This is a genomic window from Streptomyces sp. NPDC101219 (assembly GCF_044767675.1).
GTDB lineage: Bacteria > Actinomycetota > Actinomycetes > Streptomycetales > Streptomycetaceae > Streptomyces.
The window spans coordinates 26,095-40,249 of sequence record NZ_JBIWOK010000020.1 but is presented as its reverse complement, the minus strand read 5'-3'; the positions used below and the strand labels follow the sequence as shown (position 1 = coordinate 40,249).

The 14,155-nt window shown below is 71.2% G+C and carries 15 protein-coding genes and 1 pseudogene; 9 read left to right on the top strand and 7 right to left on the bottom strand.

The features are described 5' to 3' along the window. Positions 1–284 precede the first annotated feature (284 nt). The 8 genes from ACIRPP_RS29265 to ACIRPP_RS29230 all read left to right on the top strand — a co-directional run bounded on the left by ACIRPP_RS29265 (position 285) and on the right by ACIRPP_RS29230 (position 6,954). Positions 285–1,061 carry an amino acid ABC transporter ATP-binding protein gene (locus tag ACIRPP_RS29265; protein ID WP_164338348.1) on the top strand — a complete coding sequence of 259 codons (777 nt, stop codon included), beginning with the start codon at positions 285–287 and terminating at the stop codon, positions 1,059–1,061. An 82-nt stretch (positions 1,062–1,143) separates the two neighbouring features. Further along, positions 1,144–1,989 carry a glutamate ABC transporter substrate-binding protein gene (locus ACIRPP_RS29260; RefSeq protein ID WP_403648893.1) on the top strand — a complete coding sequence of 282 codons (846 nt, stop codon included), beginning with the start codon at positions 1,144–1,146 and terminating at the stop codon, positions 1,987–1,989. A gap of 118 nt (positions 1,990–2,107) precedes the next feature. Next, positions 2,108–2,785, top strand: a complete 678-nt coding sequence (locus ACIRPP_RS29255; protein ID WP_403648890.1) for an amino acid ABC transporter permease — start codon at positions 2,108–2,110, stop codon at positions 2,783–2,785. After that, complete coding sequence (locus tag ACIRPP_RS29250; protein ID WP_403648887.1) at positions 2,782–3,687, top strand: amino acid ABC transporter permease; 906 nt, start codon at positions 2,782–2,784, stop codon at positions 3,685–3,687. Before ACIRPP_RS29255 ends, ACIRPP_RS29250 begins: the two co-directional genes overlap by 4 nt. Before the next feature lie 255 nt (positions 3,688–3,942). Continuing rightward, positions 3,943–5,571, top strand: coding sequence for an FAD-dependent monooxygenase (locus ACIRPP_RS29245; protein ID WP_403648884.1), 1,629 nt, complete (start codon positions 3,943–3,945; stop codon positions 5,569–5,571). 192 nt (positions 5,572–5,763) lie between these two features. Beyond that, entirely contained in the window at positions 5,764–5,850 is an 87-nt protein-coding gene (locus ACIRPP_RS29240; RefSeq protein ID WP_360596883.1) for a putative leader peptide, read from the top strand. A gap of 97 nt (positions 5,851–5,947) precedes the next feature. Then, the gene (locus ACIRPP_RS29235; protein WP_403648881.1) at positions 5,948–6,514 is read left to right on the top strand and encodes a cysteine dioxygenase; all 567 of its coding nucleotides are present in this window, start codon (positions 5,948–5,950) and stop codon (positions 6,512–6,514) included. Beyond that, complete coding sequence (locus tag ACIRPP_RS29230; RefSeq protein ID WP_403648878.1) at positions 6,511–6,954, top strand: rhodanese-like domain-containing protein; 444 nt, start codon at positions 6,511–6,513, stop codon at positions 6,952–6,954. The genes ACIRPP_RS29235 and ACIRPP_RS29230 overlap by 4 nt, the downstream gene beginning before the upstream one ends. A 111-nt stretch (positions 6,955–7,065) precedes the next feature. Here the strand turns inward: ACIRPP_RS29230 and recX are convergent, their stop codons facing one another. From recX to ACIRPP_RS29210, 4 genes are all read right to left on the bottom strand, one after another. Continuing rightward, entirely contained in the window at positions 7,066–7,929 is an 864-nt protein-coding gene (gene recX / locus ACIRPP_RS29225; protein ID WP_403648875.1) for a recombination regulator RecX, read from the bottom strand. Positions 7,930–7,931: 2 nt separating this feature from the next. Continuing rightward, positions 7,932–9,053, bottom strand: a complete 1,122-nt coding sequence (recA, locus tag ACIRPP_RS29220) for a recombinase RecA (protein WP_164344395.1) — start codon at positions 9,051–9,053, stop codon at positions 7,932–7,934. Between the two features lie 221 nt (positions 9,054–9,274). Beyond that, a complete protein-coding gene (locus ACIRPP_RS29215; RefSeq protein WP_403648872.1) occupies positions 9,275–10,549 on the bottom strand; it encodes an AI-2E family transporter in 1,275 nt (424 codons plus the stop codon). A 59-nt stretch (positions 10,550–10,608) separates the two neighbouring features. Then, on the bottom strand, positions 10,609–10,803 hold the full coding sequence (locus tag ACIRPP_RS29210; RefSeq protein WP_164337572.1) for a DUF3046 domain-containing protein: 195 nt from the start codon (positions 10,801–10,803) through the stop codon (positions 10,609–10,611). Positions 10,804–10,882: 79 nt separating this feature from the next. Here ACIRPP_RS29210 and ACIRPP_RS29205 point away from each other — a divergent pair, with 79 nt between their 5' ends. Further along, positions 10,883–11,842, top strand: a complete 960-nt coding sequence (locus tag ACIRPP_RS29205) for a hypothetical protein (RefSeq protein WP_403648868.1) — start codon at positions 10,883–10,885, stop codon at positions 11,840–11,842. Between the two features lie 256 nt (positions 11,843–12,098). Here ACIRPP_RS29205 and ACIRPP_RS29200 read toward each other — a convergent pair whose 3' ends face one another. The 3 genes and pseudogenes from ACIRPP_RS29200 to ACIRPP_RS29190 all read right to left on the bottom strand — a co-directional run. Next, positions 12,099–12,407 (bottom strand): AzlD domain-containing protein, encoded by a 309-nt coding sequence (locus ACIRPP_RS29200; RefSeq protein ID WP_164345168.1) that lies wholly within the window; start codon positions 12,405–12,407, stop codon positions 12,099–12,101. After that, entirely contained in the window at positions 12,404–13,201 is a 798-nt protein-coding gene (locus ACIRPP_RS29195) for an AzlC family ABC transporter permease (RefSeq protein WP_403648865.1), read from the bottom strand. Before ACIRPP_RS29195 ends, ACIRPP_RS29200 begins: the two co-directional genes overlap by 4 nt. 158 nt (positions 13,202–13,359) lie before the next feature. Further along, positions 13,360–14,112, bottom strand: a pseudogene (locus ACIRPP_RS29190) (AraC family ligand binding domain-containing protein); the annotation flags it as partial. Positions 14,113–14,155: the final 43 nt, after the last annotated feature.

Sequence of the window (14,155 nt, the reverse complement as noted above, 5' to 3'; positions counted from 1 at the left end):
CGGGCCCCTCTCGGTTCATCGGCCGTACGATCGATGCGTGTAGAAAAACGCGTGCACGCGCGCGTGCACCTTGCAGTCACGCCGATGGATGAGGACGGCGTCAAGAGGGTTCCGGTTGCGCTTCGGTACCGTTACCCGCACGAAATCACCCCTGCTCACAAGTGCCACGACAGGTGTCCGATTGCTATCGGATCGTGATGCTCAGATTCCCCTCAGATGTAATGACGCAGGTCTGAACGATTACTACTGTCCTCCGAAACCGAGGAGGACGGAGCCTGAGAGCGATGACCGAAGTATCGGTGGCCAAGGAAGATGTGGCCGCGACCGGCGACCTGGTCGTCCTGAAGAGCGTCAACAAGCACTTCGGCGCGTTGCACGTACTCCAGGACATCGACCTGACGGTTGCCCGAGGTGAAGTCGTCGTGGTCATCGGGCCCTCCGGGTCCGGGAAGTCCACCCTGTGCCGCACCATCAACCGCCTGGAGACGATCGACACCGGCTCGATCGTGATCGACGGCAAGCCCCTGCCCGCCGAGGGCAAGGAGCTCGCCCGGCTGCGGGCCGACGTGGGCATGGTCTTCCAGTCCTTCAACCTCTTCGCGCACAAGACCGTGCTCGAGAACGTGACGCTGGGCCAGGTCAAGGTCCGCAAGGCGGACAAGAAGAAGGCCGAGGAGCGGGCCCGTGCCCTGCTCGACCGGGTCGGCGTCGGTGCGCAGGCGGAGAAGTACCCCGCGCAGCTCTCCGGTGGCCAGCAGCAGCGCGTCGCCATCGCGCGCGCCCTGGCCATGGAGCCCAAGGTCATGCTCTTCGACGAGCCGACCTCGGCCCTCGACCCGGAGATGATCAACGAGGTGCTGGAAGTCATGCAGCAGCTCGCCCGGGACGGCATGACCATGATCGTCGTGACCCACGAGATGGGATTCGCCCGTTCGGCCGCCAACCGCGTGGTGTTCATGGCCGACGGCCGCATCGTCGAACAGGCTTCGCCGGACCAGTTCTTCAGCAACCCGCGCAGCGACCGTGCCAAGGACTTCCTGTCGAAGATCCTGCATCACTGACGGCGCATCCAGCGCCCCGACGACTTGCGTCACCGGACACACCTACCGGGCCGCACCACTTCACAGCCAAAGGATGTGCACCATGAAGCTCCGTAAGGTCACTGCCGCCTCGGCCGCCGTACTCGCCCTCGCCCTCACCGCCACCGCGTGCGGCGGTGACGACAGCAGCGACAGCGGTTCGTCGTCCTCCGGGGGCGGCGGCAAGATCAAGATCGGCATCAAGTACGACCAGCCCGGCCTGGGCCTGAAGGAGCCGGACGGTTCCTTCTCCGGCTTCGACGTGGACGTCGCCACCTACGTCGCCAAGGAGCTCGGCTACGAGCCCGACCAGATCGAGTGGGTCGAGACCAAGAGCGCCGACCGTGAGAACGCCCTCTCACGCGGGGACGTGAAGCTGATCGCGGCGACGTACTCGATCAACGACGAGCGTGCGCAGAAGGTCGACTTCGCCGGTCCTTACCTGCTGGCCCACCAGGACCTGCTGGTGAAGAAGGACTCGGACATCTCCGAGGCGACCGACCTGAACGACAAGAAGCTCTGCTCGGTGACCGGCTCCACCTCCGCGCAGAACGTCAAGAAGGACTTCGCACCGAAGGCCCAGCTCAAGCAGCTCCCGACCTACTCGGAGTGCGTCGCGGCCCTGCAGAGCGGCTCCGTGGACGCGCTGACCACCGACGACTCGATCCTCGCCGGCTACGCCTCGCAGGACCAGTACAAGGGTCAGTTCAAGCTGGCCGGCCTGAAGCTCAGCAACGAGAACTACGGCGTCGGCGTCAAGAAGGGCGACACCGAGACCGTGGACAAGGTGAACGCCGCGCTCGAGAAGATGGTCAAGGACGGTGCCTGGCAGAAGGCGGTCGAGGCGAACTTCGGTCCGGCCGGCTACAAGAACGAGCAGGCCCCGGAGATCGGCAACATCGTCAAGTAAGCACAGGACCACCCGGTAATCATCCGGGGTCACAGGGGCACGCCGCCGTCCGTCGCGATCAGGGCGGCGGCGCGCCGCGTCCGCCACGTACGCCACACACCCGGAAGCGCGGGAGATCGTGTTCGATTTTATTTCTAACTATGACGATCCAACGTTGTTGGGTGCGTTCTGGATGACGGTGAAGCTCACCGTGTTCTCGGGCGTCGGCTCCCTGGTCTGGGGCACCGTGCTGGCGGCGATGCGGGTCAGTCCCGTCCCGTTGATGCGGGGGTTCGCCACCGCCTACGTGAATGTCGTCCGGAACATCCCGCTCACCGTCATCATCGTCTTCACCTCGCTCGGCCTCGCCGACATCTTCGGTATGACCATGGGCGCGCCCGACGACTTCGCACTCCAGGGCTTCCGCCTCGCAGTGCTCGGCCTGGCCGCCTACACCGCGGCATTCGTCTGCGAGGCGCTGCGCTCCGGCATCAACACCGTGCCGGTCGGCCAGGCGGAGGCGGCCCGCGCCATCGGGCTGAACTTCACCCAGGTGCTCACCCTGATCGTGCTGCCGCAGGCGTTCCGCTCCGTCATCGGACCGCTCGCGAACGTGCTGATCGCGCTGACCAAGAACACGACGGTGGCGGCCACCATCGGCGTCGCAGAAGCGGCTCTGCTGATGAAGGAAATGATCGAGAACGAGGCGCAGACGCTGCTCATCGGCGCGGTCTTCGCCTTCGGATTCGTGGTACTGACCCTGCCGACCGGCCTGTTCCTCAACTGGCTGAGCAAGCGACTGGCGGTGAAGCGGTGACCTCCGTTCTGTACGACGCCCCGGGCCCCAGGGCCAAGCGGCGCAATGTCATTCTCTCGGTCGTCTTCTTCGCCGTGCTGGCTTACGCCCTGTGGTGGGCCTACAAGGCGATGGACGACAAGGGCCAGTGGGCCTGGTCCCTGTGGAAGCCCTTCACCGAAGGCAACGCCTGGACCACCTATCTACTGCCCGGTCTCGCCAACACGCTCAAGGCCTCTGCCCTGTCCATGATCATCGCCCTCCCCCTGGGCGCCGTTCTGGGCATCGCCAGGATGTCGGACCACTGGTGGGTCCGCGCGCCGGCCGCTGTCATCGTGGAGTTCTTCCGGGCCATCCCGGTGCTCCTCCTGATGCTGTTCGCGAACGAGTTCTTCGCGCGGTCCACGGACGTCAGCAGTGACGACCGCCCCCTGTACGCGGTCGTCACCGGCCTGGTGCTCTACAACGCCTCGGTCCTCGCCGAGATCGTCCGGGCGGGCATCCTCTCGCTGCCCAAGGGCCAGGCCGAGGCGGGCTACGCGATCGGCCTGCGCAAGAGCCAGGCGATGAAGAGCATCCTGCTGCCGCAGGCGGTCACCGCGATGCTCCCGGCCATCGTCAGCCAGCTCGTCGTCATCGTGAAGGACACCGCGCTCGGTGGCGTCATGCTCGGCTTCACCGAACTGCTCAACTCGCGCGGCACCCTCGCGGCGAACTACGCCAACGTCATCCCCAGCTTCATCGTCGTGGCGATCATCTTCATCGTGCTCAACTTCATCCTCACCTCCTTCGCCTCCTGGCTCGAGGTCAAGCTGCGCAGCAGCAAGCGCAGCACGGGTGCGGTGCTCGGGGCCGACGACGTCGACGACCTGAACGCCGGTGAGGTCGGGGCACCCGGCGCCGGCGGGGGCAAGACCGTGTGACGCGTCGTCACCGCAGGACAGGACTGTGGCCCGCCGGCCGACCGGCGGGCCACAGCCGTGTGAGGAGGGGCGCGTGTCATCAGCGGTCGCGTCGTGTGACATGCTCTGCCCGCGGCTCATGATCGCCACTCGCCTCGGTCACTTGACGCAAGCACCGGCAATGGGTTGCATACGTTGTGTGATCGTGCACCCTGCTCCATCTTCCTGTTCACCCCTGTCCCCCGGGACGTCACTTCGAGCAGGGGACGCGGCGCCGTGGACCCGGTGATCATCGTCGGAGCGGGGCCCGTCGGGCTCACGCTCGCCCTGGCGCTGGCGCGTCAGGAGGTGCCCTGTGTGGTCCTCGACGAGGGACCGGGCAAGGACGATGCGCGTCCGGCGCGCACCGTCGTGCTGCGCGAGGACACCGCGGCACTGATGGAGAGACTGACCGGGCTGCCCCTGGAGCAGTACGGCGCGCGTTGGGCCGGATGGCGGTCGATGCGGCGCAAGCAGGTGATGCGTGAGGTCTTCTTCGACGGCACCGGCGAGCCCGCCCCGCTGCACATCGCCCAGCACGTGCTGACCGATGCCCTGCGCGCCGCCCTGGCCGGCGAGCGGCTGGTCGAGGTGGCCGTGGACAGCCGTCTGGACTCCCTGGAGCAGGAACCTTCAGGCATCACCGCCCACACCCGCGGCCCGGCGGGCACCTGGTGGCGCGGCAGCTACCTCGTGGGCTGCGACGGCCCCCGCTCGACCGTGCGCAAGCTGCAGGACATCCGCTTCCCGGGCCGTACGGCGGTGGAGCGGTACGCCGTGGCGGCCCTGCGGGCCGACCTGCCCTGGGACGACGTCGCCCTGCTGCACCGGCTGCCGCCGTGGCGCACCAGCGGGCCCTCCGCCGGGGAGATCACCGCGCGCCCCCTGCCGGACGGGGTGTGGCGGCTGGACTGGCTCCTCCCGCCCGGCAAGGACCTCGTCACTCCCGAGCTGCTGCTGGCCCGGGTCAGGGAGACGTTGGCCGGCTGGACCGACGGCACGACCCCGTCCTACGAACTGCTGGACACCGGCGTCCACACCGTCCACCACCGGCTCGCCCGACGCTGGCGGGCGGACCGCGTGTTCCTCGCCGGGGACGCGGCCCACCTCCTGGGCGCGCTGGGGACCCATGGGGTGGACGAGGGGCTGCGGGACGCCGACAACCTCGCCTGGAAACTGGCCCTGGCCTGGCACCACGGCCCGCACGAAGCGCTGCTGAACAGCTATCAGGCCGAGCGGCGGGCCCTGGTCGCGGCCCGGCTGCGGGCCGCCGACCAGGTGCTGCCGCTGCTGCGCGGCGGCGGAGGGCTGCGGTCCCGGCTGCCCGGGACGGGCCGGGGCCACGACTCCCTGCTGATGGACGGCCACCTCGGGGAGGGGCCGGTCGGCACACCGGGCGTGTACGACCCCTCACCGCTGACGCCGCGTGACCTGGAGGGGGCCGTGCCCGTCGACACGCCTCCCGGCGCGCCGGTCACGGACGTCGTCGTGACGGCGGAGGACGGCACCTTCGTGCCCCTGCGGGAACGGCTCGGGCGCGGTGCCCTGCTCGTCGTGCTGATCGCCCCCGGTACGGGGGTGTGGGCGCGCCGGCATTGGGTGTCCGCCGGCATCATGCCCCGGCTCGCGGCGGCGGTGGAGGCGTTGCCGCACCCGGCCGAACTGCTGGTCGCGGAGGAATATCCGGGAGCGGCGGCGCACACCGTGCTGCTGGTGCGTCCCGACGGACACCTCGTCACGGCCCTGAACGGGGTACGTCCGGCGGACCTGTACGCGGCGGCCGAGACGGTGCTCGGGGGACCGGCGAGCACGGGCGCGGAGAAGCAGTCGGAGGCGGAGGCGGAAGCCGAGACGGTGTCGTCCTGAGCGTGTGCCGGGGGGAAGCACCCCCCATGCGCGCCATGCGCCATGAGGCGCATGGCCCCGTGACCAGTACGGCCCGCCGCTGCCCGTCCGGCCGGTGAAACGGCGTCACGGCTTGGTGCCGCTCACCGGTCCGGGTGTCACATGCCGGGCGTGAGTTGAAGCCGCGGGTCGCCCCGTGGTGTACTCCGGACCGTGACCGACACCTGCGTACACCTGTGGCGGAGGGTCCACATGGACCTCGTCCGCTACGCGGGCTGCGTGTGTCGCACGTCCTGTTGATTCGCGTTCCTCCCTTTCCTCCCGCGCGCCGCCGGCTGCCCCCGTGTGCTGCTGTTGCCGCCGCGCGTCTTGGCGAACGTTCCTCAGGACGGTGCACGTGTCTGTCTTCCCCACTGACCCTGTCTCCCCCACTGGCTCCTCCCCCGCCCCGTCGGTGTCGTCCGGCGATCCGGCGCCCACGCAGGCGGAACTCCTGGACTTCGTACGGCGCGTCGCCGCCGACACCGAGCTGATCGCCGCCCTGCCGCTCGATCCCGAGGGCCGTACCTGGGTGCGGCTCGACGGGCCGGGTGGCAGCGAGGCATGGCTGATCGGCTGGCCGCCGGGCACCGGCACCGGCTGGCACGACCACGCCGACTCGGTCGGCGCCTTCATGACCGCCTCGGGCCAGCTGAAGGAGAACTCGCTGGCCGCCCGGCTGCCCACCGACGGCTGGCGGACGCTGGAACTGACCGACGGCGTGGACCGGCAACGCCTGTTGCCGGCCGGGCGGGGCCGCGCCTTCGGACAGCATCACGTGCACGAGGTGCTCAACGAGTCCCCGGACCGGCACGCGGTGTCCGTGCACGCCTACCACCCGCCCCTGCCGCGGATCCGCCGCTACAGCCGCAGCGGCCGGATCCTGCGTCTGGAACAGGTGGAACGCCCGGAGGACTGGCAGTGAGCGACCCGAACGCGGAGAGCATCCGGACACCGGACACCGGGCCGGACCGAGCCCGGGGGATCGACGACCTGCTGGAACAGGTGCGTGCGGGCTACACGCGCGTCGGACCTCAGGCGGCCCACGAGGCGGCACGCGCGGGCGAGGCCCTGCTCGTGGACATCCGCTACGCCGCGCTCCGGGAACGGGACGGTCTGATCCCGGGCGCTGTGGTCGTCGAGCGCAACGAGTTGGAGTGGCGGCTGGATCCGACGGGCAGTCACCGCCTGCCCGAGGCGACCGGGCACGACCTGCGCGTGGTGGTGGTCTGCAACGAGGGGTACGCCTCCAGTCTGGCGGCGGAGTCCCTGCACCGGCTGGGGCTGCGCCGGGCCACCGATCTGGTCGGCGGCTTCCAGGCGTGGCGTGCCGCGGGGCTGCCGGTGGAGCCTCCGGCGGGCTGACGGCGGTGCCTCCGCGAGGGTTACGTGCGCGGGGACGGCACGGGCACCCCCCGGCTCGGAGGGGGGCACGGGCCCCCGCTCGGAGGAGATCTCCCCGGCGCCCTGGGCACTTCAGTCGGTGGCGTCACCGAGGAAGCCGGTGTCCTCGCCCTCCTCCTCGAGTGCCTGTCTGACCACGCGCAGGGCGAGGCCCTCGGGGTAGCCCTTGCGGGCGAGCATGCCGGCGAGGCGGCGGAGCCGCTTGTCGCGGTCCAGGCCGCGGGTGGCGCGCAGCTTGCGGTCGACCAGTTCGCGGGCGGTGGTCTCCTCCTGCTCGGAATCGAGCTGGGAGACGGCGGCGTCGATGAGCGTCGGATCGACGCCCTTGGTGCGCAGCTCCCGGGCGAGCGCGCGGCGCGCCAGTCCCCGGCCGTGGTGCCGGGACTCCACCCAGGCGTCGGCGAAGGCACCGTCGTTGATCAGTCCGACCTCCTCGAACCGGGACAGCACCTCCTCGGCGGCCTCGTCCGGGATGTCCCGCTTGCGGAGGGCGTCGGCGAGTTGCTTCCGGGTGCGCGGGGTCCCGGTGAGCAGACGCAGGCAGATGGCCCGTGCCCGCTCGACCGGGTCCCCGGGGGGCTCCTCCCGCTCGGCCCTCGACGAGGAAGAGGTGCCCCCGTCCATGGCGCCCGCGTCGCCGGAGCTCCGGCGCCTGCGGCCGCGTCCGCCGCGCGGCCCGCCGTCACGCGGGCCGCCGTCACGCGGGCCGTCCCCCCGTGGGCCACGCGCGCGGAACGGTGCGCCCGCGTCGGCATCGCCGTGCGCGCGGCGTCTCTGCGTGCCGCCCGTCTCGTCCCCGTACGCCTGTCCGTCGTGAGCCTGGTCCCCGTACATCCGGTCTCCGCCGGGGTCGGGGCCGTCGCCGCCTCTTCGGCCCCTCGCCGGGACGTCGGAGGCGGCGATGTCGTACTCGGCCCAGTCGGTCCGCCGGGTCACGGTCAGCTCTTGGCCGTGGCGGCCTTGGACTTGGCCGCCTTGGCCGCGGGGGCGGGCACGGCGGCCGGTGCGGCCGGAGCGGCGGCAGCCGCGGCGTCCGCGCCCGCCTCGGCGGCAGGCTCCTCGGGCCGCACGCCGACGCCCAGCTTCTCCTTGATCTTCTTCTCGATCTCGTTGGCGAGGTCGGGGTTGTCCTTGAGGAAGTTGCGGGCGTTCTCCTTGCCCTGGCCCAGCTGGTCGCCCTCGTACGTGTACCAGGCGCCGGCCTTGCGGACGAAGCCGTGCTCCACGCCCATGTCGATCAGGCCGCCCTCGCGGCTGATGCCCTGGCCGTAGAGGATGTCGAACTCGGCCTGCTTGAAGGGCGGCGCCACCTTGTTCTTGACGACCTTGCAGCGGGTGCGGTTGCCGACCGCCTCGGTGCCGTCCTTGAGGGTCTCGATGCGGCGGATGTCGATACGCACGGAGGCGTAGAACTTCAGCGCGCGGCCACCGGTCGTGGTCTCCGGGGAGCCGAACATCACGCCGATCTTCTCGCGGAGCTGGTTGATGAAGATCGCGGTGGTCTTGGACTGGTTGAGCGCGCTGGTGATCTTGCGCAGGGCCTGGCTCATCAGGCGGGCCTGGAGGCCCACGTGGCTGTCGCCCATCTCGCCCTCGATCTCCGCGCGCGGGACGAGCGCGGCGACGGAGTCGATGACGATGAGGTCGAGGGCGCCGGAGCGGACCAGCATGTCCACGATCTCCAGGGCCTGCTCGCCGTTGTCCGGCTGGGACAGGATCAGGTTGTCGATGTCGACGCCGAGCTTCTTCGCGTACTCGGGGTCGAGGGCGTGCTCCGCGTCCACGAAGGCGACCTGGCCGCCGGCCTTCTGCGCGTTGGCCACCGCGTGCAGGGTCAGGGTCGTCTTTCCGGAGGACTCCGGACCGTAGATCTCCACCACACGGCCGCGGGGCAGGCCACCGACGCCGAGGGCGACGTCGAGCGCGGTCGACCCGGTCGGGATGACCTCGATGGGCTCCTTCGTCCGGTCACCCATGCGCATGACCGCGCCCTTGCCGAATTGTCGTTCGATCTGTGCGAGCGCGGCGTCGAGCGCCTTCTCGCGGTCGGTTCCTGCCATGGGTTCCACCCGATTTGCTTGAGTCGATCGCTTCACGTCAAAGACGCTAGCGCCTGCCACTGACAACGCGCCCCGACGCACGTCCCACCTGTGGACAACGGGGGTGCAATTCACCGTGAACCGGAACAGAACACCCACCGTCGAGCCTCGCCGGCGCCTCTATGAGAATGGATGTTCGATTTCAGTGTCAAGCGCACCACGCGGTCGCGGCGCGGGGTCGCTCAGTCCTCCGGCGAGGAACCCGGACCGCCGTCCCCGGGAGGTGTCGCCCCCGGGCGGTGCTGCCAGAGCCGCCGGACGCCGCGGACGACGCCGCGTCCGGCGTCGACGGCCCGGTGGCCGTGCACGCGCGGGTCGTCGGTGACGTCGTACCGCTTGACGTACGCGCCCAGGAACGCCTGGAGCGTGGCGATCGCGGGGATGGCGATCAGTGCCCCGACGGCGCCGAGCAGGGCGGTACCGACGATGACCGAGCCGAAGGCGACCGCCGGGTGGATGTCGACGGTCTTGGCAGTCAGCTTGGGCTGCAGCACGTAGTTCTCGAACTGCTGGTAGATCACCACGAAGATCAGCACCCACAGCGCGTACCAGGGGTTGACCGTGAAGGCGATCAGCATGGGCAGGGCGCCCGCGAGATAGGTGCCGATGGTCGGGATGAACTGGGACACCAGGCCGACCCACACCGCCAGCACCGGCGCGTAGGGCACCTCGAGGAACTCCAGCAGTATGTAGTGCGCGATGCCGGAGATCAGCGCCATCAGCCCGCGCGAGTACAGGTAGCCGCCGGTCTTGTTCACGGCGATCTCCCAGGCGCGCAGCACCTCTGCCTGCCGGGCGGGGGGCAGGACGGAGCAGATGGTGCGTCGCAGGCGGGGGCCGTCGGCGGCGAAGTAGAACGAGAACAGGGCGATGGTCAGCAGCTGGAACAGCCCGCCGAGGACCTGCGCGGAGACGTCCAGCACACCGGTGGCGCTGTTCTGCACGTAGTTGCGCAGCCAGTCGGAGCGCAGCAGCCCCTCCTGGATGTCCACCCGCCGCAGCTCGGTGTGGAAATGACCGTTGATCCAGTTGATGACGGAGTCGAGGTATTCCGGGAAGTCCTCGACGATCTTGATGATCTGTCCCGCGAGCATCGACCCGAGCAGGGTGACGAAACCCGCCGCGACGATCAGCACGCCGAGGAAGACCAGGAAGGTGCCGAAGCCCCGGCGCACCCCGCGCGCGGCCATCCAGCTCACCGCGGGTTCGACGGCGAGCGCCAGGAAGAACGCGATGAGGATGTTGATCAGCAGGCCGGTGAGCTCGTGGAAGGCCCAGCTGCCCAGTTGGAACACGGCGATCAGGGCGAGGGCGAGCACCATCGCGCGCGGCAGCCACCGCGGCATGCCCGAGCTCTGTCCGGCCGCGGGGTCGGCAGGGGGCGGCCCGGCAGGGGGCAGCGCGCCGGGCGTCGGGGGGTGCTGGGCTGCCTGCCCGGTCTCGTCAGTGGGTGCCACGGATCAAGTTTCGCCCACGTCACCGGCAGCCGTCTGCCGTCCGGCGGTCACTGTGACGATCAGCGCTTTTCCCGGGGAACGTCCATCACCGAGCAGACGACCTGCCAGACGTCCTTGGCGTCCCAGCCGGCCGCCAGTGCCTGGTGCACCGTGAGCCCGCCGAGCTCGGCCATGACATGGTCGCGCGCGAACGTGTCGGAATAGCCGGAACCGAAGTGTTCCGCCATCCGCTGCCAGAAGACCGTCAACCGCATGCCTTCAGTATCCCGCCTGCGGGGTGCCCCGGGGCCGGGGCACCCTGCCGGGACCGCCTCGCGCTCTACGGTCGGAACCATGGCCGAATCAGGAGCTTCCACAGCCACACCGTCCCCGGCACCCCCCACGTCCCGGACGCACACCCCGCTCGCGCGCGCGGAGCGGTTCGTCTGGCTCACCGCGCGTGTGCTCGAACAGCGACTCTTCGCCCACGACTTCCGGGGCGGCGGCGCCGACCCGGTGGAGACCGCCCTGGACGCCTACCGCAACCCGGACGGCGGCTACGGCCACGCACTGGAGCCCGATCTGCGCGGACCGGTCAGCCAGCCGTTGCACACCGCGCACGCCCTGCGGGTCCTGGACGCCGTGGGCCGCTGCGGCGGCCGGCGCGCGGAGCACGTGTGCCGCTACCTGACGTCCGTGTCCACCGCGGACGGCGCGCTGCCTGCCGTCCACCCGGTCCAGCGCGGCTACCCGACGGCGCCCTTCGTGCCGGTGGTGGACGACCCGCCCAGCTCTCTGCTCGCGACCGGCCCGGTGGTGGGACTGCTGCACCGCAACGAGGTGTGGCACGCGTGGCTGTTCCGGGCCACCGACTTCTGCTGGCAGGCCGTCGAGAACCTGACGGAGTCCCACCCCTACGAAGTGCGGGCCGCCGTGGCCTTCCTGGACTCCGTCCCGGACCGCCCGCGGGCACAGGCCGCCGCCGACCGGCTGGGCCGGCTGGTGCGCCGGCAGCGGCTCGCCGTGCTCGACCCGGACGACCGGGACCCGTACCCGGTCGCGCCCGGCTACGCCCCCGGGGAGCACCATTTCCCGCACGACTACGCGCCGGCCCCGCGCTCGCTCGCCCGGGCGTGGTTCACGGATGCGGAGATGGCGCGGTCGCTGGACTTCCTCGTGGCCGAGCAGCGGGAGGACGGCGGCTGGCCGGTCCGGTGGCGCCCCTGGGCACCGGCACCTGCCCTGGAGGCCGGTCCGCTGGTGACGATCGACGCGCTGCGCACCCTGCGGGCGTACGGCCGCGCCGTCGACTGACGCGGCGTGCGGGCGGCCCGGCCCGGTGGCTGCACTGAGACCGACCGGCACCGGCCGCCGGTGCCGGGTGCCCGGTCCGCGCCCGCACACCCGACCGCGTACCGCTCAGCGCCCCACGCGTGAGGCCGGTCCGCGGCCCGCCTGTGAGGCCGGTCCGCCCCCCGCGCGTAGTCGGTCCGTGCCCCACGCGTGAGGCCGGTCCGCGCCCCCGCGTAGTCGGCCCGCGCCTCACGCGCGCGGCCGGTCCCGCCCCGGGTCAGCCACCCAGGGCCCGCACGCCCGCCGTGACGAGGACGGCCGCCGCGACGACGACCAGGAACGGAGCCCGCAGCACCAGGGCCACGGCAGCTGCCCCCAGTCCCGCCGCCCGCGCGTCCAGCACCAGGGCCTGCCCGTCGGCGAACGTCTGCTGGGCGGTGAGGGCGGCGAGCAGGGCGACCGGCACCAGCGCGGCCAGACGCCGCACGAGAGGCCGTTCGAGCACCCCGGCCGGGACCATGAGGCCGGCCAGTTTGACGGCGTAGCAGCCGAGGACGGTCACACCGATGGCGATCCAGATGTTCAACGGTCCTCCTCCTCGGATGCGGCAGGTGCGTCGGATGTGTCAGATGCGTCAGCTGCGGCGGATGCATGGTCGCGCGGTGGGCCCGTGGCCCGGCCTCGGGCCCACAGGACGGCCGGTGCGGCGAGGGCCGCGACCAGGACGGGCACACCGGCCGGCAGGAAGGGCAGCAGGCCGAGCCCCAGCACGACGGCGAGTCCGGCCACGAGCCGCTCGGTGGTGGTCCGCAGCATCGGCGCGAGCAGCGCCAGGAACACCGCCGGGCCGGCCGCGTCGAGACCCCAGGCGGCGGTGTCGCCGATGGCCTCGGCGCCCAGGGCGCCGAGCAGCGTGGTCAGGTTCCACAGGACGTACAGGCTCAGGCCGGTCACCACGAAGCCGAGGCGGGCGCTGCGCCGGGTGGGCTGGGCGAGGGAGACGGCGGTCGTCTCGTCGATGACCCACTGGGCGGCGAACGGCCGCACCGCGCGCGGGAGGGCCAGCAGCTGCGACAGGCGCAGGCCGTAGAAGGCGTTGCGCACGCCCAGGAAGAACGCCCCGGCGGCCGCCGTGAAGGGGCTGCCGCCGGCCGCGATCGCCCCGACCAGCGCGAACTGGGACGCGCCGGTGAACACCAGCAGGCTCAGCACACAGGTCTGGAGCAGCGTGAGCCCGCTGCCCGCCGAGGTCACTCCGAAGGCGAACCCGGAGAGTCCGACGGCGACACCGACCCCGAGGGCGTCCCGGACGACGGCACCGTCGGGTTTGTCCTCCCCGGTGCTCCGGGGTTGCGCGAGAGCTGTCTGTTCTGCTGCCACACACCCGACGGTAGGACAAGGCCGGTAGTTGCGTCTTGTACATTCTTGCGCCCGCTTCGCACACTGCCCCGCACGTCCCGGGCCGCGTTCCTGCGCTCCCGCTGGTAGGCACCCGGCGGTACGCCGATCATGCGGCTGAAGTGCCGGTTCAGGTGGGGCTGGTCGGTGAAGCCGACCTCCAGCGCGGCCTGCGACGGTGCCGTCCCCGCGTCGAGCAGCCGACGGGCGCGCCGGACCCGGGCGTCGGTGAGCCAGGTGTGCGGCGGCATGCCGTAAGTGTCCCGGAAGGCCCGCAGCAGGGCGAACGGGCTGGTCCCCAGTTCGACGGCCAGTTGTTCCAGCGTCGGCGGCGCGGCCATCCGCTCCTCCAGCAGCGCACGCGCGCGGGCCGCGGTGCGGGCGCCGGCCGTCCGCACCTCCCGCCGCGCCAGCAAGCCGCCGTTCAGCCTGAGCAGACGGGTCACGGCGACCTTCAGGAGGGTGTCGGCGGCGAGCGCGTTGCCCTCGTCGGTGGCCCGGAGCACCTGGTGGACCAGGCGGACCGTGTAGGGGTCGTCCAGCACGGGAGTCACGAAGCCGGGTGTGCCGCGCAGGGTGGTGGTCTCGGCGGCGATCGCGCCCACCACCTCGGGCGAGGGGTAGACGGCCCCGTACCGCCAGCCCTCGGGCACTCCGGCCCGGCCGGTGTGCGGGGTGTCCGGGTTGACGAGGGCGAGGGCCCCGGCGCCGGCGTACTGGTCGCCGCTGCCGTGATGGAAGATCTCCACGCCGTCGGCGATCGCGGCGATCACGAAGTGCTCGTGGGTGTGCCGGACGAACGTCTTCCGGATGTACCGGGCACGCAGCAGGTCGACACCGGGCAGTTCCTCGTACTGCCAGTGCCGTGCGCGCTCCCCGCCCCTTTCGGCCATACGGCCATTGTCACGCGTTCCGGTCCGAGGCTCGCGGGGCCCC

Excerpts from the sequence above, each read along its gene's own strand:
- ACIRPP_RS29260 (WP_403648893.1), top strand. The coding sequence starts at position 1,144 with ATGAAGCTCCGTAAGGTCACTGCCGCCTCGGCCGCCGTACTCGCCCTC.
- ACIRPP_RS29210 (WP_164337572.1), bottom strand. The coding sequence starts at position 10,803 with ATGCGGTTGACGGTCTTCTGGCAGCGGATGGCGGAACACTTCGGTTCC.
- ACIRPP_RS29265 (WP_164338348.1), top strand. The coding sequence starts at position 285 with ATGACCGAAGTATCGGTGGCCAAGGAAGATGTGGCCGCGACCGGCGAC.
- recA (WP_164344395.1), bottom strand. The coding sequence starts at position 9,053 with ATGGCAGGAACCGACCGCGAGAAGGCGCTCGACGCCGCGCTCGCACAG.
- ACIRPP_RS29205 (WP_403648868.1), top strand. The coding sequence starts at position 10,883 with ATGGCCGAATCAGGAGCTTCCACAGCCACACCGTCCCCGGCACCCCCC.